Genomic DNA, 24,759 nt, shown 5'->3' with positions numbered 1-24,759 from the left:
GGGTGTGGGAGTGTTTGTGTATTTGTTCACGTCCCCGCGCCGGGGGGGGGGCGGCCGGGCGCGGGTGCCCCACACTGGGTGTATGTCCCCCCCCCCCCCCACTGTTCTCAGCACCCGCGGGGGCGCGCGGGGGGTGGGGGGCGTCAACCAAAATACCACGGACACTGGGGCCCCCCCATTGTGGGGGGGGCCCCGCTTCTCTCATGCGGGGAAAAGGCTACGCCATTTCGACCTTGGGGCCGGTGCTGCGGATCGCCACAACGGCATTGTGGCCGCCGAAGCCAAAGGAGTTGTTCAGCGCAACAATTTCGCCCTCGGGCAGTTCACGCGGGGTGCCGGTGACAACATCCAGCGGAATTTCCGGATCCTGGTTTTCAAGGTTGATCGTGACAGGTGCCAAGCGGTGGTAGACGGCCAACACAGTCATCACCGACTCCACGGCGCCGGAGGCACCCAGCAGGTGCCCCGTTTGCGACTTGGTGGCTGAGACGCACACATTGTCCACGTGGTCGCCCAGGGCAGCTTTCAGGGCCGTGTACTCGGGACGGTCGCCAACAGGGGTGGAAGTTGCGTGGGCGTTGACGTGGCATACGTCGTCCGGCAAGGCCCGGGCATCAAACAGGGCTGCCTTCAGCGCACGGGTTGCACCCAGGCCCTGGGGATCGGGGGCAGTGATGTGGTAGGCATCGGCCGTGACCGAGGTGCCGGCCAGCTCGCCATAGATGCGGGCACCGCGGGCGAGCGCGTGCTCTTCAGCTTCAAGGACCAACGCGCCGGCGCCTTCTCCCATGACAAAACCGTCGCGGTTCACATCGTAGGGCCGCGACGCTGTCTCGGGGGAGTCATTGCGCTTTGACAGTGCTTGCATGGCCGAGAAGGAAGCCATCGGCAGCGGGTGGATGGCTGCTTCGGCGCCACCGGCCACCACGACGTCCGCCTTGCCTGAACGGATGAGCTCCAGCCCAATGTGCAGGGCTTCGGTGCCCGAGGCGCAGGCGGAAACCGGCGTGTGGGCGCCGGCGCGGGCGCCGAGATCCAAGCTGACAGCCGCGGCTGGACCATTGGGCATCAGCATGGGAACTGTCATGGGCAGGACGCGGCGGGGGCCCTTTTCTCGCAGGGTGTCCCACGCGTCAAGGAGCGTCCAGACACCACCGATGCCTGTTGCGAAAGCAACGGCGAGGCGGTCGTGGTCGACTTCCTCAATGCCGGAGTCGTTCCACGCCTCACGGGCGGCCACGACGGCGAACTGGGTTGAGGGATCCATGCGCTTGGCTTCCACCCGGCTGAGCACATCTGTGGCGGGAGTTGTCACCTTGGCTGCGAAGTGGACGGGAAGATCGTACTTTTCCACCCAATCAGCGGTGAGCGTGTGGGCGCCGGAAACACCCTTGAGGGCGTTCTTCCACATGGTCGGGACGTCGCCGCCAATGGGTGTTGTGGCACCCAATCCGGTGATGACTACTTTGCGGGCCATGGTTCAACTCTCTACAAAAAGATAGCGGGGCAGGGTCAAAAGAAGGTAATTGTGGTTGGCCGGCATCCTGCATGTCCGGCCAACCACCAAGCCCTGTTTCGCTTGCGCGAAAGGGCAAAGGCACGAAAGCTGCTTAGGCCTGTGCGCCTTCGATGAAGCTGACGGCGTCGCCGACGGTCTTGAGGTTCTTGACTTCTTCGTCGGGGATCTTGACGTCGAACTTCTCTTCAGCATTGACAACGATGGTCATCATGGAGATGGAGTCGATGTCCAGGTCGTCGGTGAAGGACTTGTCCATCTCGACGGCCTCGGGGGCCAGACCGGTTTCTTCGTTGACGATTTCGGCCAAACCAGCCAGGATTTCTTCTTTGCTAGCCATTGACGGCTCCTTTTCATTTTTTGCTGTGATCAAGGACTTGATCGTTTCATAGCAAGCTGATCTCCCCACGGATGTGGAGGGATTCGTCTTAGGGAAGGCGGACCACTTGGGCGCCAAACACCAGTCCGGCACCAAAGCCGATCTGTAGCGAAAGTTTACCGGAGAGCTCCGGGTTCTCTGCGAGCAGTCGGTGTGTTGCCAGCGGAATTGAGGCGGCCGAGGTATTGCCGGCGTCGGCAATGTCGCGGCCGATGATGACGTGCTCAGGCAGTTTGAGCTGCTTGGCCAGTTCATCGATGATGCGCATGTTGGCTTGGTGCGGGACGAAAGCGCCGAGGTCTGCTGCGCTGATGCCGGCGGCATCCAGTGCGGCCTGGGCCATTTTGGCCATTTCCCACACGGCCCAGCGGAACACCGTCTGTCCGTCTTGGCGCAAGGTGGGCCACAGCGTTGCGTAGGCCTCGTCGGCGGCAGCCAGCTCCACGCCGTCGCCCTTCATGGCCTGTTCGCTGAAGTCGCGGATGTCCAGCTGCGAGTGGGTCATGCCGATGGTCTCCCACTTGCTGCCGTCGGATCCCCACACGGACGGGCTGATGCCGGGCTCGTCGGAGGGGCCCACCACCACGGCGCCGGCGCCGTCGCCCAGCAGGAAGGAGATGGTGCGTTCGTGGTTGTCGATGACGTCGGAGAGCTTTTCCACACCGATGACCAGAACGTAGTTGGCCGTGCCTGCCCGGACCAGGGCGTCGGCCTGGGCGATGCCGTAGCAGTAGCCGGCGCAGGCGGCGGAGATGTCGAAGGCCGGGGCGGGGGTGGCGCCGAGCCTGTGGGCGATCAAGGCAGCGGCCGACGGCGTGGCGTAGGGGTGTGTCACCGTCGAGACCAGCACGGCCCCGATCTGCGACGGCTCGATGCCGGCCTTTTCAAGGGCCTCGGCTCCGGCTCCGACCGCCATGTCGACGACCGAGACGTCCTTCGGGGCGCGGTGGCGGGTGATGATCCCGGTGCGTTGGCGGATCCACTCGTCGGAGGAGTCGATCCACTGGCAGACGTCCTCGTTGGTGACTGTCACCGACGGGCGGTACGCACCGATGCCGAGGATGCGGGAACCGGCATTGACAGGGCTTTGCTTCAGGGTGGGGGTGCTCACAGTGTTCCTTCTTTGGACGCGGAGTGCGCTGCCAGCAAGTCCTGGGCGGCGGCAAGGTCATCGGGGGTTTTTACGGCGACGGTGGCCACGCCGGACATGCCGCGCTTGGCCAGGCCGGCCAACGTCCCGGCCGGCGTGAGCTCAATGAGTCCAGTCACGCCCATGGCGGCCATGGTTTCCATGCACAGGTCCCAGCGGACCGGGCGAGACACCTGGGCGATCAACGACTCAAGTGCCGCTGCACCGGAAAGCACGACGGCGCCGTCGTGGTTTGAGAGCAACGCCACCCTGGGCGTGTGGGGAGTCAGCGACGGGGCCAGTGTCTCCAGCGCCGACACGGCGGGGGCCATGTGGTGGGTGTGGAAGGCGCCGGCAACCTGCAGCGGGATGACGCGGGCCTTGGCCGGCGGGGCCGCAGCCAGGGTGGCGATCTGCTCCAGTGTGCCGGCGGCAACCGTCTGGCCCTTGGAATTCATGTTGGCGGGGGTGAGGCCGGCGGCGGCAATGGCGGCCAGGACCTCGTCCGGATCTCCGCCGACCACGGCAGCCATGCCTGTCGGGGTGGCAGCGGCCGCCTCGGCCATGCGGTTGGCGCGCTCACGCACAAAGGCCATGGCTTCGGGCTGCGAAAGGGTTCCGGTCAGGGCTGCGGCCGTGATTTCACCGACAGAGTGCCCGGCAACAACCACGGAGAGCCCTGCCATGGCGGTGGTGGCGTCCTCGCCCAACAGGGCCCTGGCGGCGATGAGTCCGGCAGCCACGATGAGCGGCTGGGCCACTGCCGTGTCCTTGATGGTTTCGGCGTCGGACGTGGTTCCGTGGGCCAGCAGGTCGATGCCCGCAGCCTCGCCCAAGGCAGCCAACTGCTCATGAACACCAGGGAGTTCAAGCCATGGCGAAAGGAATCCGGGGGACTGGGAGCCCTGACCAGGGCAGACTATTGCAAGCACATTAACCAGCTTTCCAAACTTACGGGGCTTTTTACGGTGTTTCCATGCACCAAGCTCTTGGGCACAATTTGTAGGAAGTCTACAATAGCTTCGGTTCTGGAGTGCCATCCGGGTCCTTTTTAAGTGAAAAGGCTCCAACGCGCCCTTCGAGAGTCACTGGATTGCGGGACGGATTCCACCGACGGCGGGCATGGACTTGCAGCAGGACCCTTCCCCGGCTGGGCTGTCGCGTGGCGGGAGCCCGGCTACTTGCCGGTGGAGGTCCCTTGCCTGCCCGGAACACCCTTGGCCTGTGGACCCCGCGGCTGTTGTGCCTTGGTGGGGGTTCCCTTGCCTTGGCTCCCCTTGGCCTGCGCGCTTTTTGCCGGGGTGCCCAGCCGGCCAACAATCAACGCTGTCTGCAGCACAAAGGCCTCACGCGGAATGAGCGGGTCCCAGCCGGTGACATCGCAGACACGCCGCAGCCGGTACCTGACCGTGTTGGAGTGGACAAAAAGCTCGCGCGCGGCCGCCTCCAGCGAGTGCCCGCCCTGCAAATAGCTGCTGAGGGTTTCCACGAGCCCGTTGGAGGCGGCCAACAGCGGTCGGTAAATGTTCAGCAGCAGGGCGCGCTTGGCGGATTCGTCCCCGCCCATGACCCTTTCAGGGAGCAGGTCGTCGGCGGAAACCGGGCGCGGTGCCGCGGGCCAACCCCTGACCACGGCCATGCCGGCAAAGGCCGCCTTGGCCGAGGCCGTTGCCTCGCCGAGTGTGGCGGCCAGCGGACCGTAGACCACCGGCCCCGGAGCGAACAGCTCACTCAGGCGCGGGTAGGCGGAATCAGGGGCAGTGACATTGCCCAAAACCAGGATCAGCTTGTCGCCCTGGATGCCCACCATGACATCTTCGGCGAAGCGTCCTGCGGCCCGACGCAACGTGGCGAGAAACGGCGCATTGGGCTCCGTGGGGGCAGGGCCCACCATGATGGTGAAATGCCCGTGCGAGGTCCAGCCCAGCGCGGAGATGCGCGATTGCAGTGCATCGGTGTTTTCCCCGCGCAGGATCCCGTCAACAGCCAGCGCTTCCAGCCGGGTGTCCCATGCTCCGCGGTTTTCTGCTGCCCGAGCGTAGACATCCGCCGCCGCGAAGGCCACTTCGCGCGAGTACCTGAGCACCGCCTCGCGCAAGCCCACTTGCTCTTCCGCGGCAGCCAGTTCCGGAACCCTGTCCTCAACCACCTGCACTACTGTGCGGATCAGTTGGAGTGCGCGCTGCAAGCTGATGGAACGCGTCAGCTCGGTGGGAGCCGTGCCAAAGACATCCGAGAGGACCCAGCTGGGCGATGAAGGATGCTCGTACCAAGAAACAAAGGCCGTGATGCCGTTCTGTGCCACCAGGCCAAGCGAAGAGCGTTCATCGGCACTCAATCGCCGATACCAGGGCAGGGTTTCCTCCAGCTCCCTGAGCATCATCGAGGAAAGTGTGCCAATGCTGGCACGCAGCCGTTCCAAGGTCTCCGAGCTTCCGTCGGAGCCCGCGGGTGCCGGAGGCTGTTGCGCACGCGTGGAGGCCGCTGCCGGGATTGGCGACGCACCGGAATTCTTGTTTGCCATCCTTCGAGGATATGTCCTCGGACGCAGGCTGGCGCCATTTGGTCATCCACTCGGCCATCACTTGCCGGCCAAGGCCTCCGGCGGTGTATTGGCTGCCATCAACGCTCGTGCCTGCTTCAGCAGGGATGCACGGTCTTGGGGCAGGTGGGCGGCTGCCGCTATTGATGATTCCATTCTTTGGGCGTGGTCAAGAATCTCGGGACGGTGGGAACCTTCATGGTCGCACCAGGAGACTTCCTGCAGCAGTTGCAACAGACGCGCAGCCACCTCGGGATCGCCCATCCCGTAGTGGCGAGGCTGGGTCAGGGAGAGATCCATGAAATCAGCCATCTCGGGAAGCGACACGACCACCCTGACCTGGTTGTGCTCGTCGGTGAGGAACCTCGGCCCCGGCCTTCTGAGAAGAACCTGGCACAGCAAACCGGAGAGGTGCCCCAGCACGTGCACTGCCGTGGTCGGGTCATTGACACCGGGGGACAGTGCCCGGGTGGCCACGTCCACCAGCTGGCGGAAACCAAAAGCCACATCCTGAACTTGCGTACGCTCGCTGCCGGTGTGGATGGCGGCGTTGACGCCGGTGCCCAGCCGTTTCAACTGCTCGATGCCAAGCTCGGTTCCGGAATCCAGTGGCCAGGCCGTGGCGAAAGGAACCCCGGCCACCAAGGAATTGCCTGGTTGCTTGTCGATCCTGACCACCACTTCCTCGGCAACGGCCAGGCGCAACAGCTCCTCACGGTCCACCGAGGTCAAGAAACCAGTTCGGGCAGATTCCAGCCGGACTGCCCCCGGACCGGCAGCCGGGGCGTGGCGCTGCGGACCCGGGTCCTTGGGAAAGTTGTGGTCCAAGGTGGCTACCGTGTCATCGGCAACTCCTTGCATCATGGTCTCCGCACGGATTTCCCGTGTCAGGTGGGCCAGAAACAATGCCAGGCCCAGAATGCTGGCGATGGCCAGCAAAAAAGCGACAGTGACGGAAATAACCGGCACAAATCCGGGGTCTCCGTCCACGGGGCTGCGCACGCTGCGCAGCACCGTCAAGGCAAACGCAAACGAGGACATGAAAAGCGCCAGGGTGAAGTGCACGAACCGGTCCGCGACAAAGGTGCGCAGCAAGCGCGGTGAAAACTGGCTGCTGGCTAGTTGCAGGGTGACAACTGTCAGCGAGAACGTCAACGAGGTCACGGTGATCAGCGACCCTGCAATGGCCTCGAGCACCGACCGTGCCGCATCCGGGCCACCACTGAAAAGGAGCGCCGAGAGAATTGGCGGGAGTGATCCCTCCAGAGTGGCGTCCAAAGTCGGCAGTGCCGTACCGGCAACAAGCGCCAACACCACCGCGAAGGTCGGCACCGGCCATAGCTGCGTGCGCACCGCGTCGATGATGCGTGCGGTCCGGCCGTTCATCGCAGACATGGCAGCCCTGGAAGGTTCATTTGCAAGGTCATGGCAGGCTCCTGGGTAGACGGGGTGATACGGCTGTGGCCGGTGAAACCATTGAAGGTTTCACGCGCCACAGCCGTGTTGCGTGGGTGGGCGTACGCCGGCGAGGGACCCGTTTCATCTCGCGCTCGGCGCGAGATGAAAGGGGTCCCGGTGGGGTTTAGCCTTCGCCGCCGGCGTTGCCGGTGGTTCCTGCGTTGACGTTGAGGAGGTCGTATTTGGTGGCTGCTTGGGTGGGGATGGTGGCGTCGATTTCACCGTTTTTGGCGAGCATTTGCAGGGCGCGGACGACCACGGAGTGTGAGTCGATTTTGAAGTAGCGTCGTGCTGCTGCTCGGGTGTCGGAGAAGCCGTAGCCGTCGGCGCCGAGGGTGGCGAAGTCGTTGGGCAGGAATTGGCGTACCTGGTCCGGGACGGCTTTCATGTAGTCGGTGACGGCGACGATGGGTCCTTGTGCGTCAGCCATTTTGCTGGTGATGTACGGGGTGCGGACCGGGTTTTCCGGGTGGAGGAAGGCGTCTTCTTCAGCGGCGAGGCCGTCGCGTCTGAGTTCGGTCCAGGAGGTCACGGACCAGACATCGGCGGCGACGCCCCATTCGTTGGCGAGGATGTGCGCGGCTTCCAGTGCCCAGGGAACGGACACGCCCGAGGCCATGAGTTGGGTGCGGGGGCCTTGTTGCTCACTCTTCTTGAGCAGGTAGATTCCGCGGTTGATCCCTTCAACGTCGATGTTCTCCGGTGCTTTGGGCTGGAGGATCGGTTCGTTGTACACGGTGATGTAGTACATCACGTTGGGATCGGTGGAGTCTGGCCCGTACATGCGCTCGAGGCCGGCACGGACGATGACACCGATTTCGTAGCCGTAGGCGGGGTCGTAGGTGATCACGGCGTCGTTGGTGGAGGCCAGGATCGGGGAGTGCCCATCGGCGTGTTGGAGGCCTTCACCGGTGAGGGTGGTCCGTCCTGCGGTGGCGCCGATGATGAACCCGCGGGTCATTTGGTCTCCGGCAGCCCAGAACTGGTCTCCGGTGCGTTGGAAGCCGAACATGGAGTAGAACACGTAGATCGGGATCAACGGTTCCCCGTGGGTGGCGTACGCGGTTCCGGCAGCGGTGAAGGCGGCCACGGAGCCGGCTTCGTTGATGCCGGCGTGGACGATTTGTCCGGAAATTGATTCCTTGTAGGCCAGGATCAGGTCGCGGTCCACGGAGAGGTAGTTCTGTCCGTTGGGGTTGTAGATCTTCGCGGTCGGGAAGAACGCGTCGATGCCAAAGGTGCGTGCTTCGTCCGGGATGATCGGCACGATGCGCTGGCCGATGCCTTTGTCGCGCATGAGGTCCTTGAGCAGGCGCACGAAGGCCATGGTCGTGGCCGCGTGTTGCTTGCCCGAGCCGCGGTTGGCGACTTCATAGGTTTTATCCCCGGGCAGTTCCAGCTCGGTGTGTTGGGTGCGGCGTTCGGGGACGAATCCGCCGAGGTCGGCGCGGCGTTCCATCATGTACTGGATTTCCGGGGTGTCCATCCCGGGGTGGTAGTACGGGGGGCGGTACGGGTCTGCTTCCAGGACCTCGTCGGTGATGGGCAGGCGCAGATGCGTGCGGAAGTCCTTCAGGTCCTGCAAGGTCAGCTTCTTCATCTGGTGCGTGGCGTTGCGTGCTTCGAAGTGCGTGCCCAAACCGTAGCCCTTGACCGTGTGGGCCAGGATCACTGTCGGCTTGCCCTTGAACTCACTCGCTGCCTTGTACGCGGCGTAGACCTTGTGGTAATCGTGGCCGCCGCGCTTGAGGTTCCAGATCTGCTCGTCGTCCAGGTGCGCGGCGAGTTCCTTGGTCTGCGGGGTTTGCCCGAAGAAGTGCTCGCGGACGAACCCGCCGGACTCTGCCTTGTACGTCTGGTAGTCCCCGTCGAGGGTGTCGTTCATGACCTTCACCAAGGAATGATCGGTGTCCTTCGCCAGGAGGTCATCCCACTCCCGGCCCCACAACACCTTGATGACGTTCCAGCCGGCACCGCGGAAGAACGCTTCGAGTTCCTGGACGATCTTGCCGTTGCCACGCACCGGCCCGTCCAGGCGCTGGAGGTTGCAGTTGATCACAAAGTTGAGGTTGTCGAGCTTGTCGTTCGCCGCGAGCTGGAGCAGGCCACGGGACTCGGGCTCGTCCATTTCACCATCGCCCAGGAACGCCCAGACCTGCTGCTCGGAGGTGTCCTTGATCCCACGGTTGTGCAGGTACCGGTTGGATTGTGCCTGGTAGATCGCGTGCATCGGGCCGATACCCATCGATACCGTCGGGAATTCCCAGAATTCGGGCATCAACCGCGGGTGTGGGTACGAGGACAGGGCATGGCCCTCCTTGGACTTTTCCTGTCGGAAACCATCCAAGTCTTCCTCCGTCAGGCGTCCTTCCAGGAACGCACGGGCATACATGCCAGGGGAAGCGTGGCCCTGGAAGAAGATCTGGTCCCCTCCACCGGGGTGGTCCTTGCCCCTAAAGAAGTGGTTGAAACCGACCTCGTACAGTGTTGCGGCACCGGCATAGGTGGAGATATGCCCACCCACACCAATATCCGGTGCCTGGGCACGATGGACCATCACCGCAGCGTTCCACCGCAACCACGTCCGGTACTTGCGCTCAATCTCTTCATTACCCGGAAACACCGGCTCTTGATCAGCCGGAATGGTATTCACGTAATCAGTGGTCGTGACCATCGGCACACCAACGCTTTGCGCACCAGCACGCTGCAGCAAACTACGCATAATGAACTGGGCACGCTCCGTGCCACGATCCTGAATCAACGAATCCAAAGACTCAAGCCACTCGGCAGTCTCCTCCGGATCACGATCAGGAAGCTGGTTTGTCAACCCGCTAAGGATGTGGGAATTTTCGTCTCCTGCAGCCACGTCCAACCTCTCTTAAAAGCAGTGTGGGTTGCCCATTGCTGTGGCGATGGGCGTGTTTAAACACTCTAGACCGCAGTGGCCGGTTGTGCGTAGCTTCGCCCGCTGCATGAGTGCCGAAACGACGCGGACGCCCGTCACCAAGGGGGAGTCGTGCAGGCTTCGTAATATAAATCACATTTGCGGGTCGTTTTGTGCGGGTCCCTCTTGTCAAATGGTGTTAAGTAGAGGCAATCTGGGCTCACCCCCTAGACTGGGGTTTACTGACCAACCAACCGGCGCGCAAGCGCTGAATGCAGGAGGATATAACGTGAGCGAGGCCGACGCCGGCACTGTTGCCAAGGTGGCAGGCAATTTGGGGTTCAAGGATGGCGATCTCATCCAGGAACTCGGATATGACGACGACGTTGATTTTGAACTGCGCGACAGCATTGAGGGCCTGATTGGCTCGGACATGTTTGATGAGGATGACCATGACGTTGTTGACGCGGTCATTTTCTGGTGGCGCGCGGAGGACGGCGATCTGGTGGATGCCCTTGTGGATTCGCTGACAACCTTGGATGAGGGTGGGATCGTTTGGATCCTCACTCCCAAGCCGGGCAGGGATGGCTACGTCCCTCCGGCTGACATTCAGGAAGCTGCCCCCACGGCAGGGCTGCATGTCACCACCACCGCAGGGGTTTCCGCCGACTGGGCCGCATCCCGCCTGGTCCCGCGCAAACGCCAGTAATGCCTCAGGCCGGCACGCACCCGGGGCCGCGAGTGGGGGACATTGCCCCCGACTTTTCCCTGCCAAACCAGTTTGGTGAGCCAATCTCCTTGCTTGGGCTGCGTGGCACGGCCGTGTCGCTGGTGTTTTACCCCTTTGCCTTCTCCGGCATTTGCACGGGCGAACTGGCCGAGCTGCAGGACAACCATGCCGATTTTGCAGCCGCAGGTGTGCGGCTGCTGGCCGTGTCCGTGGACAGCAAGTACACGTTGCGCGCCTATGCGACAGCGGAAGGCTACGGTTTCGACCTGCTGGCCGACTTCTGGCCGCATGGGGAGGTTGCCGGCAGCTATGGTGTCCTTGATCCGGTGCGGGGCATGGCCGGACGCAGCACCTTCATGATCTCGGCGGTGGGGGTCGTTGTCGATACCTTCAGCACCCCCATCGGTGAGGCACGTCCGCTGCACCGGTACCGGCAGGCGCTGGAGCGGTTCTAGCCATGGGAGATTGACGGCATGGACAATGTGCGCCCGGGAATCGGCGAGACCGGTCTGGTGCAGTCTGCCTGGGGGCAGGCAGGAACGGACAAGGGCCAGGCGGCGCCGGCCGGAATGCTGGCCACGGCTGACATTGCGGTGCTCGAAGCTGTCGCAGCACTGATGCGTGAACGTTCGGCGGTGCTGCTTACCGGTGCCGGGCTGAGCACGGATTCCGGCATTCCCGACTATCGCGGACCAACATCGCCTCCACGCCAGCCACTGAGTTACCAAGAATTCATGGGCGACCCGTTGCTGCGCCCACGCTACTGGGCCAGAAATCACGTGGGTTGGACGCACCTGCACCATGCGAAGCCCAACGCCGGGCACTACGCGGCCGAGGCGTTGGAGCGCGGGGGCCACCTGAAGGGGATCATCACCCAGAATGTTGATCGCCTGCACGAAAACGCCGGTGCCCGCAACGTGGTGGACCTGCATGGCCGCTTTGACCGAATCGTGTGCATGACGTGCAGCAACACGTTTTCGCGGGAATTTCTTGCCAACATCCTGGAGGAACTCAACCCAGGATTCCTGGACGCCGTGAGCGCTGCCGGAGGAGTCTCCCTGGCTCCGGACGCGGACGCCGAGCTGGAGAGCGAGAAACTCATTCGCTGGTTCAAGCCCGCCACGTGCCCGTTGTGTGGAGGCCTGCTCAAGCCCGACTTCGTGTTCTTCGGTGAAAATGTACCCAAGGACAGGGTTGAGCGCTCCTATCGAATGGTTGACGAGGCCCAGCTGCTGGTGGTGGCAGGCTCTTCGTTGACAGTCATGAGCGGGCTTCGATTTGTGAAGAAGGCAGCCAAGGACGGCAAGCCCGTGGTCATTATCAACCGGGGCGACACGCGCGGGGATTCGCTGGCCCACGTGAAGCTGGTGACAGGCGTGGGGGAGAGCCTGGGATGGCTGGCCGATGCCTTGAAACTCGATTGGCGCAATCGCTGAATCATCATGTACAGTAGTTTCTCGTTGGTCCGGCCGACAGGCGCACAGCTTGGAAACGGAATCAATAAATGGGTCTTTAGCTCAGCTGGTAGAGCGCCACGTTTACACCGTGGATGTCATCGGTTCGATCCCGGTAGGACCCACCATTGCAGTGCTGAACCCGCCATATTTTGCGAATTTCCCTTAGAATTAGTGGAAGTTCGCAAGATATGGCGGGTTTTTGGCTGTCTGCTGCTTTTACTTTTTGGCACCTCACCCCACCGGACTGTTGGTGGTCCATGGACATGACATCGCTGGCCTCGAAAGTTCGGGACGATGACGGGGGCTGTGTCTTCCGTATCAACGATGGGGTGCGGCCACCACTGCATTAGTTGAACCCTGCTGACGTTGCGTGGGGGAGCCGAAGAGGAACTACCGGCGACACGAGTTTGCGTGGGTGCACTACCGCAGGGTAGGTGAAGGTGGGTCTCTTCCCCCGCTGCCTCGTCCACTGCTGAGATTATCTTGTTGCCTTGGATTGAACTTCTTTGCGTGTTCATTGGGGTCAGCGGGTACTTTTCCATCCGTGTGATCCCAGCAGGGCCCACCGAACAGTTTGATTTCATTGGGTCAGGGGCACGAGCGTCATTCCCAGGACGACGCTCACCGCAACGGCGACGAGCACCACTACCGCTGGGTTCGTGCGGACGATGAGGTCTCCGAGTCGCTGCCAAGCCGTGGCAACAATGGCACCGACAAAGCTGACAGCGCTCATGGCCCATGCGGCATCCAGCACCATGTCACCACGCCCCGCATCCAACCAGCCAATGGCAGCGGTCCCTGCCGTCAAGAGTCCAGCGACGGTAGCCACCCAGTAGACAGCTGTGCGGGCTTTTCGCGGATACAGCCCAAGCACGTGCCGCTGCACAACGAGCAGCACGATCTGCGGTGAACACACAAGCCCGACAGTGATAAACAGCACGACGAGACCACCGATGACACCAACAGGGTCAGCATCGAACTGGAAGCTGATCATGCCGGCCGGACCATAGTGCAGGCCCCAGCCCGCCCACCTATCGAGAAGGCCGTTGATGAGGTCCCGGATGGGCCACCAGCGAGCTTTCGGGACCCGCGAACGTGGTGCGGTGCCGCGTAGCCGGTGAGCACGGTTCAGCTCGCACGCATCCTCTGCCGGGCCGAAGGAGTCCGGTTCCGCGCCGGTACTGAAGGCATGGGCACCAACCCCCGGCAAAACGCGCTTCGTGGAAAATCGGCTGGCTCGTGTCTGAAAGTTCTGGAAGGAAGAGGCCCGATTTCAGGGTTGGGCGGGGGATCGGCCGTTTTCAAAGGGGCGCGCAGCCTTGGTGCGCTTGGGATCTGGCAGCTCTGCCTGCCGGCCAGCATGTAGCGCCGACGTGCGATCTTTCACACTTCGCGGTGAATGGTGAACTTCGTTGCCAATGCTTGTGCCGGATCCAGCTGATCTACAGTCCGAGCGCCGAGATTCAGCAGTCACGGCGCCTGCAGCAGTTACTGCTCCCGGGGAGCCGTGGATTCCGCGTTGACCGGCTGCCGTGTCGAGTCGTCGGCTGCCTGTGGTGCATGTTCGAGCGTCTCACCGTCGTGTAGGGGCAACCTGGCGGTTCTACGAAACAAGCGGGCGAGCATAAAACCGGCCACGATGGACACGAGGCACCAGCACGCAAGGAACACGATGACATGCCACATGCTGGGGTCTCCTGTTTGAAATGGGTTGATGTCCGTCATGCAAAGCATCCGTCATGCAAAGCATCCGTCATGCAAAGGAGCGGTGGTGGTTTGCCCGGCGTTGCTTTCGGGCTGATGCAGTTGACTTCGGCGCCACACAATTTATGTTGTCCTATTGGTGTCGTCAGCAAGTGTATCGGTGACAGCGGCTCCGTTGCACACCGGTGCTCCCATGAGCGGAGCGCTGGCCGCGGTCCGTCCTGAATCGGCCGAGAGCGCGGCTACGAGGGCATATTCAACTTGATGGCCAACGCCCTGCCCAACGATGGGAACTCGGCAGCATCTGGAAAGACTTGAAGCCGCGGGGTTTTGCATTTGCTGGCCGAGCCTGCGAGACCTGTGCCATCGAGGCCACGATGTCGCAAGGACAGTGCCCTGCCACAAGCTGCGCCACCCTGCGGGACCCGCCGATCATTGGTGTTGTATTCAGCGGAAGGCTGGAGCGTTCGCGCCCAGTTCTTGTCGCAGCATCGCGATCTCATCCCGGAGCAGCTCCAAATGTTCAACTGTCACTGCTTGTGTTTTGGTGTCTTCAGCCGACACCTTGTCCACCAACCAGGACGCCAACGTCGCAGTGACGACACCGAGCAGCGCTATGCCGCCAATCATCAGAGCGACGGCGATGACCCTGCCGGTGGCAGTTGTTGGTGACATGTCCCCGTAGCCCACCGTTGTAATAGTGACAATGGCCCACCATGCAGCATCACCCAAAGACTTGATCGTTGATTCCGGGGCAGCCTGCTCGGCGTCGTACATCGCCAGCGCGCCGAGATAGACCAGCAGTCCCGATGCAGCGATCACATACGTCATTACTCGGCCACGCAACGCGTTGCCTGCTACCTTCGCCAGCACACTGACAAGGGTCACCAGGCGCAATAACCGCAGCGGGCGCAGCATCGGAAGCAGCACAATGGCCAAGTCATGCAGATGCCGGACGAACCAGCTCCACCGGCGCGGCGCCAGCCACAGAGACACCCCGTGGTCGACGACAAATAGTGCCCACGTCATCGTCATGATCCCAACGGCCACTTCAGCAACCAGACCGCCGGCCAATACCTGCACCGAGTAGGCAGTCAGGAACAAAATGGAAATAAAAATGAGTGGCCACTCTACGGCCCGCTCCCAACGCGCTAATGTCATCCCGCGAGCATATGACGACGTATCGCTGATCAATGCCCTTGGCCGACAGTGTCGCTTCAGCGGAACTTGAATCCGCAGGTTCGTTCTGCCACCGGGGGTCACTGGCGTCGAGTTCTCGCCTGTGGAGAATCCCGCTGCCGTTTTGGTGATCCGCTGCCGGTATTTCCGGGTGCGAATGACCAAACCGGTGTCTTGGCGCGGCATCGCATATGATCTCTAGCTACAAGCCAGTTGTTATGGACCTACATTGTCCGTTGTCCCCGAGGCTGGCGGGGAAGCGGCAGCAGGGGGAACACATGAGCGGGATGTCTTTTACGGCCATCGACTTTGAAACGGCAAACAGCTACCGGGCCTCTGCGTGCGCGGTCGGCATGGCCAAGGTCCGCAACGGCCGCATCGTTGACGAGACGTCGTGGCTGATGAGGCCGTTGCCCGGCTACGAAGACTTCATGCCGGTGAACATCGGAGTTCACGGCATCACGCCGTCGCAGGTTCGCGGACTGGAAGATTGGAGCACCCTGCACCGGCCGATGCTTGAGTTCATTGGGGGAGATGCGCTCGTCGGCCACAACGTCAGTTTTGAACGTTCCGTGATTTCCAAGGCCAATGAAGCCTGTGGCGTCGTCATGCCCGACTTTGACTACCGCTGCACGCTCACCCTGGCCCGCAAACACCTGGAGCTGCCGAAGTATTCTCTCTCCGACGTGGTCACAGCCTTGAGCCTGCCTTCCTTCACCCACCACGACGCCGGTGCCGACGCCGCCGCCAGCGCCCACGTGGCCCTTGAGCTCGCCCGGCGGACCAACGCTTCCACGCTGGAGGAGCTGTGGCCCACCCCGCCGGCGCGAAAGGGGCGCGGAACCCCCAGCTACTATGCCGCTGGCCACACCCGTAAGCTTGCCGACCTGCCGCAACCGGCTCCGGATGCCAACCCCCATGGTCCGTTGTACGGGCAAAACGTGGTCTTCAGCGGGGATCTGGCCGCCATGCCGCGCGCCGCCGCCCAAGACGCTGTAGCAGCAAAAGGCGCTGTGATCGCCAACAGCACAACCAAGAAGGTCACCTTGGTGGTCGATGCGACTGCCGGGCAGCCAGGGGCGGTGCCCAGCGGAAAAGTCCGCCGTGCCATGGAATTGGCGGCAGCCGGGCAGGACATTGAAGTCATCGGGGAAGGACGCTTCCTGCGCCTGCTCGCCTTTAGGTAGGGATTGGCCGGTCTGAATGTCCCACCCCGCCGGTAACGTTCACGGCATGAACTTTTCCTTGGCGGACGTGGCAGTGCGGACAAGCCCCGACGGGGTGCCGCTCGCAGTGCACCGCAACGGTCGCGAATGGATTGTGGGCGCGGAGCCCGTGCGCTGGTATGAGCGGCTGGAGTGGTGGAAGCAATCGCAGCGAATGCCCAAGGGAACCGGCCGCGTTGATGTCCAGGTGTGGCGCGTTCAGGTGCGGCTGGGCCGGAATGTGCGCAGTGAACTTGTCACCATGGAGCTGGAATGCGATGCCCAGGAAGGTCGGTGGCGAATGCGGGAGCCGTTGAGCATGGCGGGCTGACTGTCCGGGGCCGGATGCAGTGGAGCCGGCCGCGGTTAAAGTGAAAGGTTCCCCGCCACAGCTATTGGGGGACGCTGCGGTGGGGAACCAGTGATAAAAATATAGCCCGTGAATCTGCAAGATGCAAACTGACACGCAGAATTTCCAGATAGCTCCCGCAGCGCCGAGTTGGCGAGCTTGGGGAGCGGAATTTGGCCATCGAATTGACTTGGTGCAGGAGTGGGCGATGCGTACTTAAATTGAACGACCCTCCACTGTGGCTATTGGGGGACGCCACAGTGGAAGGTCTATGTAAAAATATACAGCTACCACCGACAAAACACAACGCCGGACGTTCTACCTCCTCCGATGAGCAGTATGATGAAAGGCGTCCACTGCAATGAACTAGGGTTTGTTGCCAAACATCAAGTCCGGGAGCTCTCGGGCTGCCGTCTTCAGCGTTGAGGAGTCCCCGTGAGTGACATTCAGGCCATGCCCAGCAAAGCAGTCGACACTCGGGCCAATACCACCCCCGCCCCTGCAGTGACCCGTGCTGCTGCCGTCCTTGATGCGTTGGCGGAATCGACCAGTGGCAGATTGACACTTAGCGACTTGGCCAGAGCGTTGGGCATCCCTAAATCCTCCACATCCAACTTGCTGCAAGCCCTTGAAGACGCGGACCTGATCACCCGGCTGGGGTCCGACTATGCCCTGGGCGTGAAATTGGTAGAGCTTGGTGCCGCATACCTGAGTCGGCGCGACGAAGTGCGGGAATTTTATCGCTTCTGCGAGCAGGCGCCCCTGCTCAAAGGTGAGACGGTGCGGATTGCGATGTTGGACGGCGATAGCATCATCTACCTGGCCCGATACGAAGGGCATCCTGCTGTCAGGCTGACCTCTAATATAGGAGACAAAATGCCGGTCACACTTTGTTCTGCCGGCAAAGCGTTGGTTTCGAAACTTCATGACCATGATCTTGAGCAGCTTTTTCCTGATCATGCCGAACTGCCTGTTATGACGTCAAAATCATTGCGGACGGGTCGTCAGATCAAAGATGAAATTACCCAAATTCGCACCCAAGGTTATGCGTTTGAGGATGAAGAATCAACATTGGGAGTCGTGAGTTTGAGCGTGGCTGTTCCTACAATGGGCTCACATGGGCCGAGCCTGGCTGTTTCGGTGACGGCACTGAAGGCGACTTTCTCGGAGGAGCAGCGCTCCGCCATGGTTGGTGAACTGATGGATTTGACCAAAATGCTCGGAAATCCCATGGGGTAGTGATGGTACCAACATTTCCCTTTGCGCTTCGTTCACTGTGATGTACGCTATACAACATAGTGAACGATCTTCGGGTCGTTGTCGCCTGCCTGAGCCAATGGTGGTTCGGTATGTTTCAAGGGAGAATCAGTGACTACACGGCCGTTACACCCCATCGACTCATCTGCAAAGCGGACCGACGAGAAGGTAGACCCGGAGCAGTTGCGCCGGGCAACCCTCGCCAGCTCCGTCGGCTCGGCGCTTGAGTACTACGACTTCTATATTTACGGGCTGGCCACGGCGCTGATCTTCGGTCCGCTGTTCTTCGCCCCGCTGGGAACCTCAGGTGCTTTGATAGCTTCATTTGCGACCTATGGCGTGGGTTTTGCAGCTAGGCCATTTGGCGGAGTGATCTTTGGCTACATCGGCGACAGATATGGTCGCAAGCAGGTCCTGTTGCTGACCATTGGACTCATGGGGACTGCCTCGTTCGCCATTGGGCTGCTGCCGACATACGCACAGGCGGGCATGGTGGGCGCGGTCCTGCTGGTCATTCTGCGCATCCTCCAGGGGTTGGGCGCCGGAGCCGAACAAGCTGGCGCCACCACCTTGATCTCCGAGGTGGCTCCGCGCAGACGCCGGGGTTTCTTCGCGGCGCTTCCCTTTGTGGGCATTCAAGTCGGCACCTTGCTGGGCGCCGGAACTTTTGCTCTGCTGGGCCTGGCCAATCCGGAGGTCCTCGAAGGTTGGCTGTGGCGCGTGCCGTTCCTGGCCGGCATCGTGTTGATCGGCATCGCTGTCTACATTCGACTCAAGCTCAAGGAAACACCGGTTTTCCAGGAGCTCGAGAAGCATAAAAACGTCACCAAGAACCCACTGGGCACGCTATGGCGCACGTCCAAGAAGAACGTGCTCATTGGCATCGGCCTGCGCATGGGTGAAAATGGCAACTCCAGCATTTACTCAACACTGCTGGTTGCATTCTTGGCGGCCGAAGGCGGTGCCTTCGAAGGCGACAAGTTCATCGGCCCCGCAGGGCTGCTTATCGCCGCCGGATTCTCCGCCATCATGGTCGTCGCCTTCGGTGCCTTGTCCGACAGAGTGGGCCGCGTCAAGGTGTACCGCTATGGCTCCTTGTTTCAGCTGCTCTTTGCGTTCCCAGCGTTCTACCTGGTGTCTTTGGGTGATGTGACGTTGGTGTGGATTGTCATGAGCGTGGGTATCGCTCTCGGCGTGCAGTCGATGCTTGGCCCGCAATGCGCCCTGCTGCCGGAGCTGTTTGGATCCACTCACCGCTTTACCGGCGTTGCCATGAGCCGTGAAATCTCGGCCGTATTCGCTGGTGGGATTGCCCCCATCGTGGGTGTCGCATTGCTGACTGCCACCGACTATTCATGGATGGTTCTGGCCTGCTACTCGCTCCTGCTGGCGGGCATCTCGTTCATCACTACTTTCTACGCCCCGGAAACTGCCGGCCGCGACCTCAATCTGATCGAGGACGCCTCCTAGGCTGACTTCCTGGTGTCCCATCTGAGAATAAACGCCACGCGGCGCTTGCATCTAGCAAGCGCCGCGTGGCGTTTAAGCCGATGGGCTGCCATCGTGTTCCCTGCGTATCTTGGGGCGGTTGTCCCAAATACGACGCGGTCCTGCCGACTCGTGTTGGGGAGCTGCTTCATACCGTCGTACTTCAGGGGCAGTCGGACAAAGGGACAAATGCTGCAGATGCAGCGACAGGGTGATTGGGGTGAACAGTCACCGGGTGTCTAACGGTCCGTGGGGTGCGGGCATATGAAAGGGGGCCCTCCGCAGTAGAGGCCCCCTGTAGGTTTTAGTAGAAGTGGACCAGATCCACAGTGTGCAGCAGGTGCTCGCCGGCTTGGAAGCGCTTGAGGTTCTCCATAAAACGCTCTGAAATGAGGCGGTTCTCGGCCTCGCTCAGGGCCGAAGTGTGCGGAGAGACCGTCACTCGCGGGTGCTCCCAGAGGGGGCTAGTGACCGGAAGTGGCTCCACAGCAAACACGTCGAGGCACGCATAGGAGATCTGGCCGTTGTTCAGCGCTTCGAGCAGGGCCTCTTCATCAACAACTGTGCCCCGGCCAACATTCACAAGGACCGTTCCGGGTTTCATGGCGTTGAAGATGTCCGCATTGATCATCTTCTCGGTGTACGGGGTTCCCGGGAGGGTGTTGATGACGACGTCGGCCGTAGCCATCAGGCCGGGCAGCCCTGCCGTGTCGGTGACCTGATCGATCCCCTCGATGGCTTCCACCGTGCGCTTGGTGCCGCTGACATTCATGCCTAAGGCTCGGGCCAGGCGTGCTGTTTCAAGGCCGATTTCTCCGAGCCCGGTGATGACCGCATTGGAGCCGCTGGCCAGGCGCGTGGGGGTGCGCAGCTCAGGCCAGTGCTTCTCAGCTTGGTCTGCTGCCAGCTCTGCTGTGCGCTTGAGTCCATTGAGTGCACCCATGACCGCGAATTCGGCTAAGGGTAGAGCATGGACACCGGCGGAACTAGTAACGGTGATGCGCGCCAAATCGTCCGCAGACAGTTCGGCGGCCTTAACAGCTCCGCCGGCGCCTGCGGCCATGGCCTGGATCCACTTGAGCCGGTTGCTTGAGGCGATGGCGGCCAAACCAGCAGCACTCTCATTGGGGAAGCCGTAGAGCACGTCGGCGCTGTGCAGCATCTCCCAGTAGTGTGCTTCCTGTTCCGCCGTCCGCACGAAGGCTGGATCGCCGGTATGGTCGGCCGGAAAACGCTCCGGCGGCAACAGCTCTGGTTCGTACAGGACGGTGACATCTGGATTGGCGGCCCGGATGGCTTCCACATGTTCGGATTCGAGAGGGACGGCAATCGCGACAGTGAGACTTTTAGAGGTCATGATGTTCATCATACTGAATTGTGGATAGAATACTGAACGAATGCGACGACGAGTCTCATGGAACAACCAAACCACAAAGTTGTGAGGACTGGTATTCAATGACACACACACCGACTTCAGCCCAGCAAGCCCCGCCATCTGTCGGGTTTGTCGGCTTGGGCCACATGGGCGCCCCCATGGCGGCGAATCTGCTGCGCATACATGGGTCCCTGACTGTCTGGAACCGCTCGGGCGCCGCTGCTGAGTCGCTGTCAAGACAGGGCGCACTTGTTGCGGCCTCCGTGGCTGAACTGCGGAACTGCAACATCATTATCTTCATGCTGCCCGATTTGAGCTTCATCATCGACGCCGCCGCACCCTTACTGGCCACCTGGCAAGACGTCCCGCCCGATCCGGGCACGGTGGTGGTGGTCATGAGCAGTGTCTCTCCACAGGCCGTGCAGGACTTCGGGGCTCATGTGGCACTAGCCAGCGCCGGCCAGGCGCGCGTTATAGACGCACCGGTCAGCGGCGGAACTATCGGGGCGGAAAATGGTGCGCTGGCTATCATGGTCGGTGGCAACGAAGTGGACTTTGCAAAAGCTCTGGCCGTGCTGGAAGCTATGGGATCCACCGTCCGCCTCCTCGGTGGCCTCGGCAGTGGCTCCCTAGCCAAGGCTTGCAACCAGCTTCTGGTAGGGACTGCGACGGCCGCCCTTGCGGAAGCTGCCGAACTCGCGGAACGTTCGGGCATGAACGTCGCTGCGCTCTTTGACGTTTTGGGAGGAGGACTGGCGGATAGCGCAGTGTTGAACGTTGTTGGCCCTCGCATTGCGTCGAAAGACTATGCGCCGACGGGTCCGGCCAAATTCATGCACAAGGACTTGGGATTTGTGCTTGAGAGTGCGCACGCTGCAAGATCGGCAGTTCCCATGGCTACAGCTGGATATGCACTCTATGGCACTTTGAAGGAGCAAGGGCTCGGGGAGCAGGATCTGGCAGTAGTCAGGGAGTCCATTGCACGGCTCGGATCCGCCACCTAACCCTCGACCCGCAGCAGCGCCTCCGTGGCGGGCAGTTAACTTTTGGAATCGTTGAGAACATTAAGGAATGACGAATGAGTGCTTTATTTGATTTGACCGGACGGGTGGCACTGGTGACAGGCTCCAGCCGCGGCATTGGAAACTCCCTGGCGCGGGGGCTTGCTGAAGCGGGTGCAACCATTGTGCTCAATGGGCTCAACCCTGAACGGCTGGCAGCAGCGGAGACTGCCATGGCTGGCGACTTTGCTCCGGGGCAGATTCGTGCCGTCGCGTTTGATGTCACCAGTGACACGGCCGCAGCCGAAGGCATCGCTTGGATAGAAGCGAATGTGGGGGCGCTGGAAATCCTCATCAACAATGCCGGCATCCAGCACCGTGTCCCGCTGCTAGAACTTGATGTCAAAGACTGGGACAGGGTTATCAGCACTGACCTTACAAGTGCCTTCCTCGTGGGCCGGGAGGCTGCCCGTGGCATGTTGGCACGTGGCCGCGGCAAGATCATCAACATTTGTTCCGTGCAAACAGATTTGGCCCGACCCACCATTGCCGCTTACACAGCGGCGAAAGGCGGGTTGCGTAACCTGACCAGGGCCATGACGGCCGAATGGGCAGCAGGTGGGCTGCAGATCAACGGCATTGCCCCTGGATACATTCACACGGAAATGACGCAGAAGCTTGTTGACGATGAGAAGTTCAACTCGTGGATTCTGGGCCGGACCCCGGCCATAGGTGGGGAACCGTCCAAGACCTCGTGGGGCCGGCTGTATGGCTGTCTTCAGATGCATCCGATTTCGTTAACGGCCAGACCATCTTCATCGATGGCGGCATGACGGTAGTGGTTTAGGAAGAAGGAACCCATGACTGAATATTCTGTACTTCCTGCCAGCGCCCTCGCAGTTGTTGCCCATGGCAAGGGCGACCTGCGTATCGAAGATGTTGCCCTGACGCAGCCGCGCTCGGACGAGGCCGTGGTTGAAATTGCCTATGGTGGTATCTGCGGCTCCGACCTGCACTATTGGCTGCATGGGGCTGCGGGGGAGTCCACTTTGAAAGACCCTATGGTGCTCGGCCATGAAGTCGTCGGCACTGTCGTCCGCGCTGCCGCGGATGGAACTGGCCCCGCCGACGGGACACCTGTGGCCGTTCACCCGGCTACCCCCGCTCCGGGTACGGCTAGATACCCGGAGGACCGCCCCAACCTCTCACCGGGATGCACCTACCTAGGAAGTGCTGCCCGACACCCACACACGGATGGTGCCTTTCTTCGCTACGCGAACCTGCCGACACGCATGCTCCGCACGTTGCCTCGGATGCTCCCGCTGCGGCGAGCTGCTCTCGTTGAGCCTGCCAGCGTGGCCTGGCACGCCGTGGCCCGCGCGGGCCACGTGCGTGGAAAGTCGGTACTGGTGGTCGGCTGCGGGCCCATCGGTGCGCTAGTTGTCGCTGTAATCAAGCGTGCCGGGGCGGCCCGTATCACCGCCGTCGACATGCACAGAAGGCCGTTGGAGATCGCCGCAGCGGTAGGCGCCGATGTGCTGCTTGAGGCTAGCGACACTACGGCCATTGCAGCAATTGAAGCCGATATTGTCGTTGAATCATCCGGCAGTCATTATGGTCTCGCCTCTGCCATCAACGGTGCCGTGCGTGGTGGGCGGGTTGTTATGGTCGGACTGCTGCCCTCCGGACCGCAACCGGTTGCGATCTCATTGGCTATCACGCGCGAGCTGGAACTGGTGGGCTCGTTCCGCTTCAATGACGAAATTGACGAGGTGATTGATGCATTGGCTGATGGCTCGCTATATGCCGACCCGGTTCTTACGCACGAATACGCCCTGAGCGATGGCTTGGAGGCGTTTGACATGGCGAGTAATTCTGCCGCCTCAGGCAAAGTGCTCCTCAACTTCCTTACCTAAAACCAGGATTCGGCAAGTGGTCGGTTGCTAGTGGTAGTTCATTAGCGCCAAGACCTGGAGAATCCAAAGCATGGAATCAGCTGGGGAACTCACTTCATCACCGATAAGCTTTACGAAACTGTTTGTTTGACTCTGGAGGTACTATGTCTGCACAAAATGGCTCTGCACAGATTGGCGTGACCGGCCTGGCTGTGATGGGCGCCAATCTGGCCCGCAACCTTGCCCGCAATGGATACACCGTGGCGCTGCACAACCGCTCGGTTGAAAAAACCGACGCTCTGCTGGAAGCCCACGGCGACGAGGGCAATTTTGTCCGCGCGGAAACGCTGGCAGAGCTCGTTGAGTCTTTGGAGAAGCCGCGCCGGGTACTGATGATGGTCAAGGCCGGCGCCCCCGTCGACTCGGTCATCGATGCGCTCGTCCCGCTCATGGAAGCCGGCGACATCATTATCGACGGCGGCAACTCCAACTTCCAGGACACCCGCCGCCGTGAAGCTGCGCTGGCGAAGAAGGACCTGCACTTCGTGGGAGTTGGAGTGTCCGGTGGTGAAGAGGGCGCCCTGCTGGGCCCGTCCATCATGCCCGGCGGTTCCAAGGAGTCCTACGACGCCCTGGGCCCGCTGCTTGAGAAGATTTCCGCCAAGGTGGACGGCGAGCCTTGCTGTGCATGGATCGGCACCGACGGTGCGGGCCACTTTGTGAAGATGGTGCACAACGGCATTGAATACGCCGACATGCAGGTCATCGGTGAGGCCTACGACCTGATGCGCAGTGCCGCCGGCATCGAACCGGCGAAGCAGGCAGAGATCTTCGGGACGTGGAACGAAGGCCAGCTGGCTTCCTTCCTGATTGAAATCACCGCCGAAGTGCTGGGCCACGTCGACGCCAAGACCGGCAAGCCGCTGGTCGACGTCATTGTTGACTCCGCCGGTCAGAAGGGCACGGGCCGCTGGACGGTCCAGTCCGCCCTGGATCTGGGCTCGCCCACCTCGGCCATCGCGGAGTCCGTGTTTGCCCGCGGCCTCTCCAGCCAGCGCAGCCAGCGTGCCATCGGCCAGGAAGCCCTGGCCGGCCACGAGGTCTCCGTCGACCTGGGTGCCGACTTTGTCGAAGATGTCCGCCAGGCGCTCTACGCTTCCAAGCTCATCAGCTACGCGCAGGGCATCGACATGCTCAACAGCGCCGCCGCC

At 61.7% G+C, this 24,759-nt stretch carries 20 protein-coding genes, 1 tRNA gene and 1 pseudogene; 12 read left to right on the top strand and 10 right to left on the bottom strand.

The genetic code is table 11. The features are described from left to right. Positions 1-217: 217 nt before the first annotated feature. From fabF to aceE, 7 genes are all read right to left on the bottom strand, one after another. Positions 218-1,477 (bottom strand): beta-ketoacyl-ACP synthase II, encoded by a 1,260-nt coding sequence (gene fabF, locus QMG25_RS11120; RefSeq protein WP_283460220.1) that lies wholly within the window; start codon positions 1,475-1,477, stop codon positions 218-220. Between the two features lie 133 nt (positions 1,478-1,610). Next, positions 1,611-1,856, bottom strand: a complete 246-nt coding sequence (locus QMG25_RS11115; RefSeq protein ID WP_283460218.1) for an acyl carrier protein — start codon at positions 1,854-1,856, stop codon at positions 1,611-1,613. 88 nt (positions 1,857-1,944) lie between these two features. After that, positions 1,945-3,006, bottom strand: coding sequence for a beta-ketoacyl-ACP synthase III (locus QMG25_RS11110; RefSeq protein WP_283460216.1), 1,062 nt, complete (start codon positions 3,004-3,006; stop codon positions 1,945-1,947). Beyond that, complete coding sequence (locus tag QMG25_RS11105; protein ID WP_283460214.1) at positions 3,003-3,956, bottom strand: ACP S-malonyltransferase; 954 nt, start codon at positions 3,954-3,956, stop codon at positions 3,003-3,005. Before QMG25_RS11105 ends, QMG25_RS11110 begins: the two co-directional genes overlap by 4 nt. Before the next feature lie 245 nt (positions 3,957-4,201). Continuing rightward, on the bottom strand, positions 4,202-5,548 hold the full coding sequence (locus tag QMG25_RS11100) for a PucR family transcriptional regulator (RefSeq protein ID WP_283460212.1): 1,347 nt from the start codon (positions 5,546-5,548) through the stop codon (positions 4,202-4,204). A 57-nt stretch (positions 5,549-5,605) separates the two neighbouring features. Continuing rightward, positions 5,606-6,961 carry a DUF2254 domain-containing protein gene (locus QMG25_RS11095; RefSeq protein ID WP_283460211.1) on the bottom strand — a complete coding sequence of 452 codons (1,356 nt, stop codon included), beginning with the start codon at positions 6,959-6,961 and terminating at the stop codon, positions 5,606-5,608. A gap of 187 nt (positions 6,962-7,148) precedes the next feature. After that, complete coding sequence (aceE, locus tag QMG25_RS11090; RefSeq protein WP_283460209.1) at positions 7,149-9,890, bottom strand: pyruvate dehydrogenase (acetyl-transferring), homodimeric type; 2,742 nt, start codon at positions 9,888-9,890, stop codon at positions 7,149-7,151. Between the two features lie 307 nt (positions 9,891-10,197). Between aceE and QMG25_RS11085 the strand changes: the two genes are divergently transcribed. From QMG25_RS11085 to QMG25_RS11070, 4 genes are all read left to right on the top strand, one after another. Next, complete coding sequence (locus QMG25_RS11085) at positions 10,198-10,617, top strand: DUF3052 domain-containing protein (protein WP_283460207.1); 420 nt, start codon at positions 10,198-10,200, stop codon at positions 10,615-10,617. Continuing rightward, positions 10,617-11,093 (top strand): peroxiredoxin, encoded by a 477-nt coding sequence (locus QMG25_RS11080; RefSeq protein ID WP_283460205.1) that lies wholly within the window; start codon positions 10,617-10,619, stop codon positions 11,091-11,093. The genes QMG25_RS11085 and QMG25_RS11080 overlap by 1 nt, the downstream gene beginning before the upstream one ends. 18 nt (positions 11,094-11,111) lie before the next feature. Beyond that, the gene (locus QMG25_RS11075) at positions 11,112-12,074 is read left to right on the top strand and encodes a Sir2 family NAD-dependent protein deacetylase (RefSeq protein ID WP_283460203.1); all 963 of its coding nucleotides are present in this window, start codon (positions 11,112-11,114) and stop codon (positions 12,072-12,074) included. 70 nt (positions 12,075-12,144) lie between these two features. Further along, positions 12,145-12,220: transfer RNA gene (locus QMG25_RS11070), tRNA-Val, on the top strand. A gap of 455 nt (positions 12,221-12,675) precedes the next feature. On the opposite strand, the gene QMG25_RS11065 is transcribed toward QMG25_RS11070, so the two are convergent. Continuing rightward, entirely contained in the window at positions 12,676-13,089 is a 414-nt protein-coding gene (locus QMG25_RS11065) for a hypothetical protein (RefSeq protein ID WP_283460201.1), read from the bottom strand. A 1,157-nt stretch (positions 13,090-14,246) separates the two neighbouring features. Then, positions 14,247-14,960, bottom strand: a complete 714-nt coding sequence (locus tag QMG25_RS11060; protein ID WP_283460198.1) for a potassium channel family protein — start codon at positions 14,958-14,960, stop codon at positions 14,247-14,249. Positions 14,961-15,256: 296 nt separating this feature from the next. Between QMG25_RS11060 and QMG25_RS11055 the strand changes: the two genes are divergently transcribed. The 4 genes from QMG25_RS11055 (at position 15,257) to QMG25_RS11040 (ending at position 19,259) form a co-directional block, all read left to right on the top strand. Beyond that, on the top strand, positions 15,257-16,165 hold the full coding sequence (locus tag QMG25_RS11055; protein ID WP_283460197.1) for an exonuclease domain-containing protein: 909 nt from the start codon (positions 15,257-15,259) through the stop codon (positions 16,163-16,165). Positions 16,166-16,211: 46 nt separating this feature from the next. Further along, positions 16,212-16,514: a hypothetical protein gene (locus QMG25_RS11050; RefSeq protein WP_283460195.1), complete on the top strand. Its 303-nt coding sequence runs from the start codon at positions 16,212-16,214 to the stop codon at positions 16,512-16,514. Between the two features lie 471 nt (positions 16,515-16,985). Then, positions 16,986-17,771 carry an IclR family transcriptional regulator gene (locus QMG25_RS11045; RefSeq protein WP_349307129.1) on the top strand — a complete coding sequence of 262 codons (786 nt, stop codon included), beginning with the start codon at positions 16,986-16,988 and terminating at the stop codon, positions 17,769-17,771. A gap of 129 nt (positions 17,772-17,900) precedes the next feature. Then, positions 17,901-19,259: an MFS transporter gene (locus QMG25_RS11040; protein WP_283460191.1), complete on the top strand. Its 1,359-nt coding sequence runs from the start codon at positions 17,901-17,903 to the stop codon at positions 19,257-19,259. A 322-nt stretch (positions 19,260-19,581) separates the two neighbouring features. Here the strand turns inward: QMG25_RS11040 and QMG25_RS11035 are convergent, their stop codons facing one another. Beyond that, positions 19,582-20,646 (bottom strand): D-2-hydroxyacid dehydrogenase, encoded by a 1,065-nt coding sequence (locus QMG25_RS11035; RefSeq protein WP_283460189.1) that lies wholly within the window; start codon positions 20,644-20,646, stop codon positions 19,582-19,584. Positions 20,647-20,732: 86 nt separating this feature from the next. Here QMG25_RS11035 and QMG25_RS11030 point away from each other — a divergent pair, with 86 nt between their 5' ends. The 4 genes and pseudogenes from QMG25_RS11030 to gnd form a co-directional block, all read left to right on the top strand. Beyond that, the gene (locus QMG25_RS11030; RefSeq protein ID WP_283460187.1) at positions 20,733-21,656 is read left to right on the top strand and encodes an NAD(P)-dependent oxidoreductase; all 924 of its coding nucleotides are present in this window, start codon (positions 20,733-20,735) and stop codon (positions 21,654-21,656) included. Between the two features lie 74 nt (positions 21,657-21,730). Next, positions 21,731-22,500, top strand: a pseudogene (locus QMG25_RS11025) (SDR family oxidoreductase). 13 nt (positions 22,501-22,513) lie between these two features. Beyond that, the gene (locus QMG25_RS11020; protein WP_283460185.1) at positions 22,514-23,569 is read left to right on the top strand and encodes an L-idonate 5-dehydrogenase; all 1,056 of its coding nucleotides are present in this window, start codon (positions 22,514-22,516) and stop codon (positions 23,567-23,569) included. Between the two features lie 143 nt (positions 23,570-23,712). Next, a partial coding sequence (gene gnd / locus QMG25_RS11015; RefSeq protein ID WP_283460183.1) for an NADP-dependent phosphogluconate dehydrogenase occupies positions 23,713-24,759 on the top strand: 1,047 nt, incomplete at its 3' end.

Source organism: Arthrobacter sp. H35-D1, from assembly GCF_030063185.1.
GTDB lineage: Bacteria > Actinomycetota > Actinomycetes > Actinomycetales > Micrococcaceae > Specibacter.
This window is presented reverse-complemented; position numbering and strand designations above follow the sequence as displayed.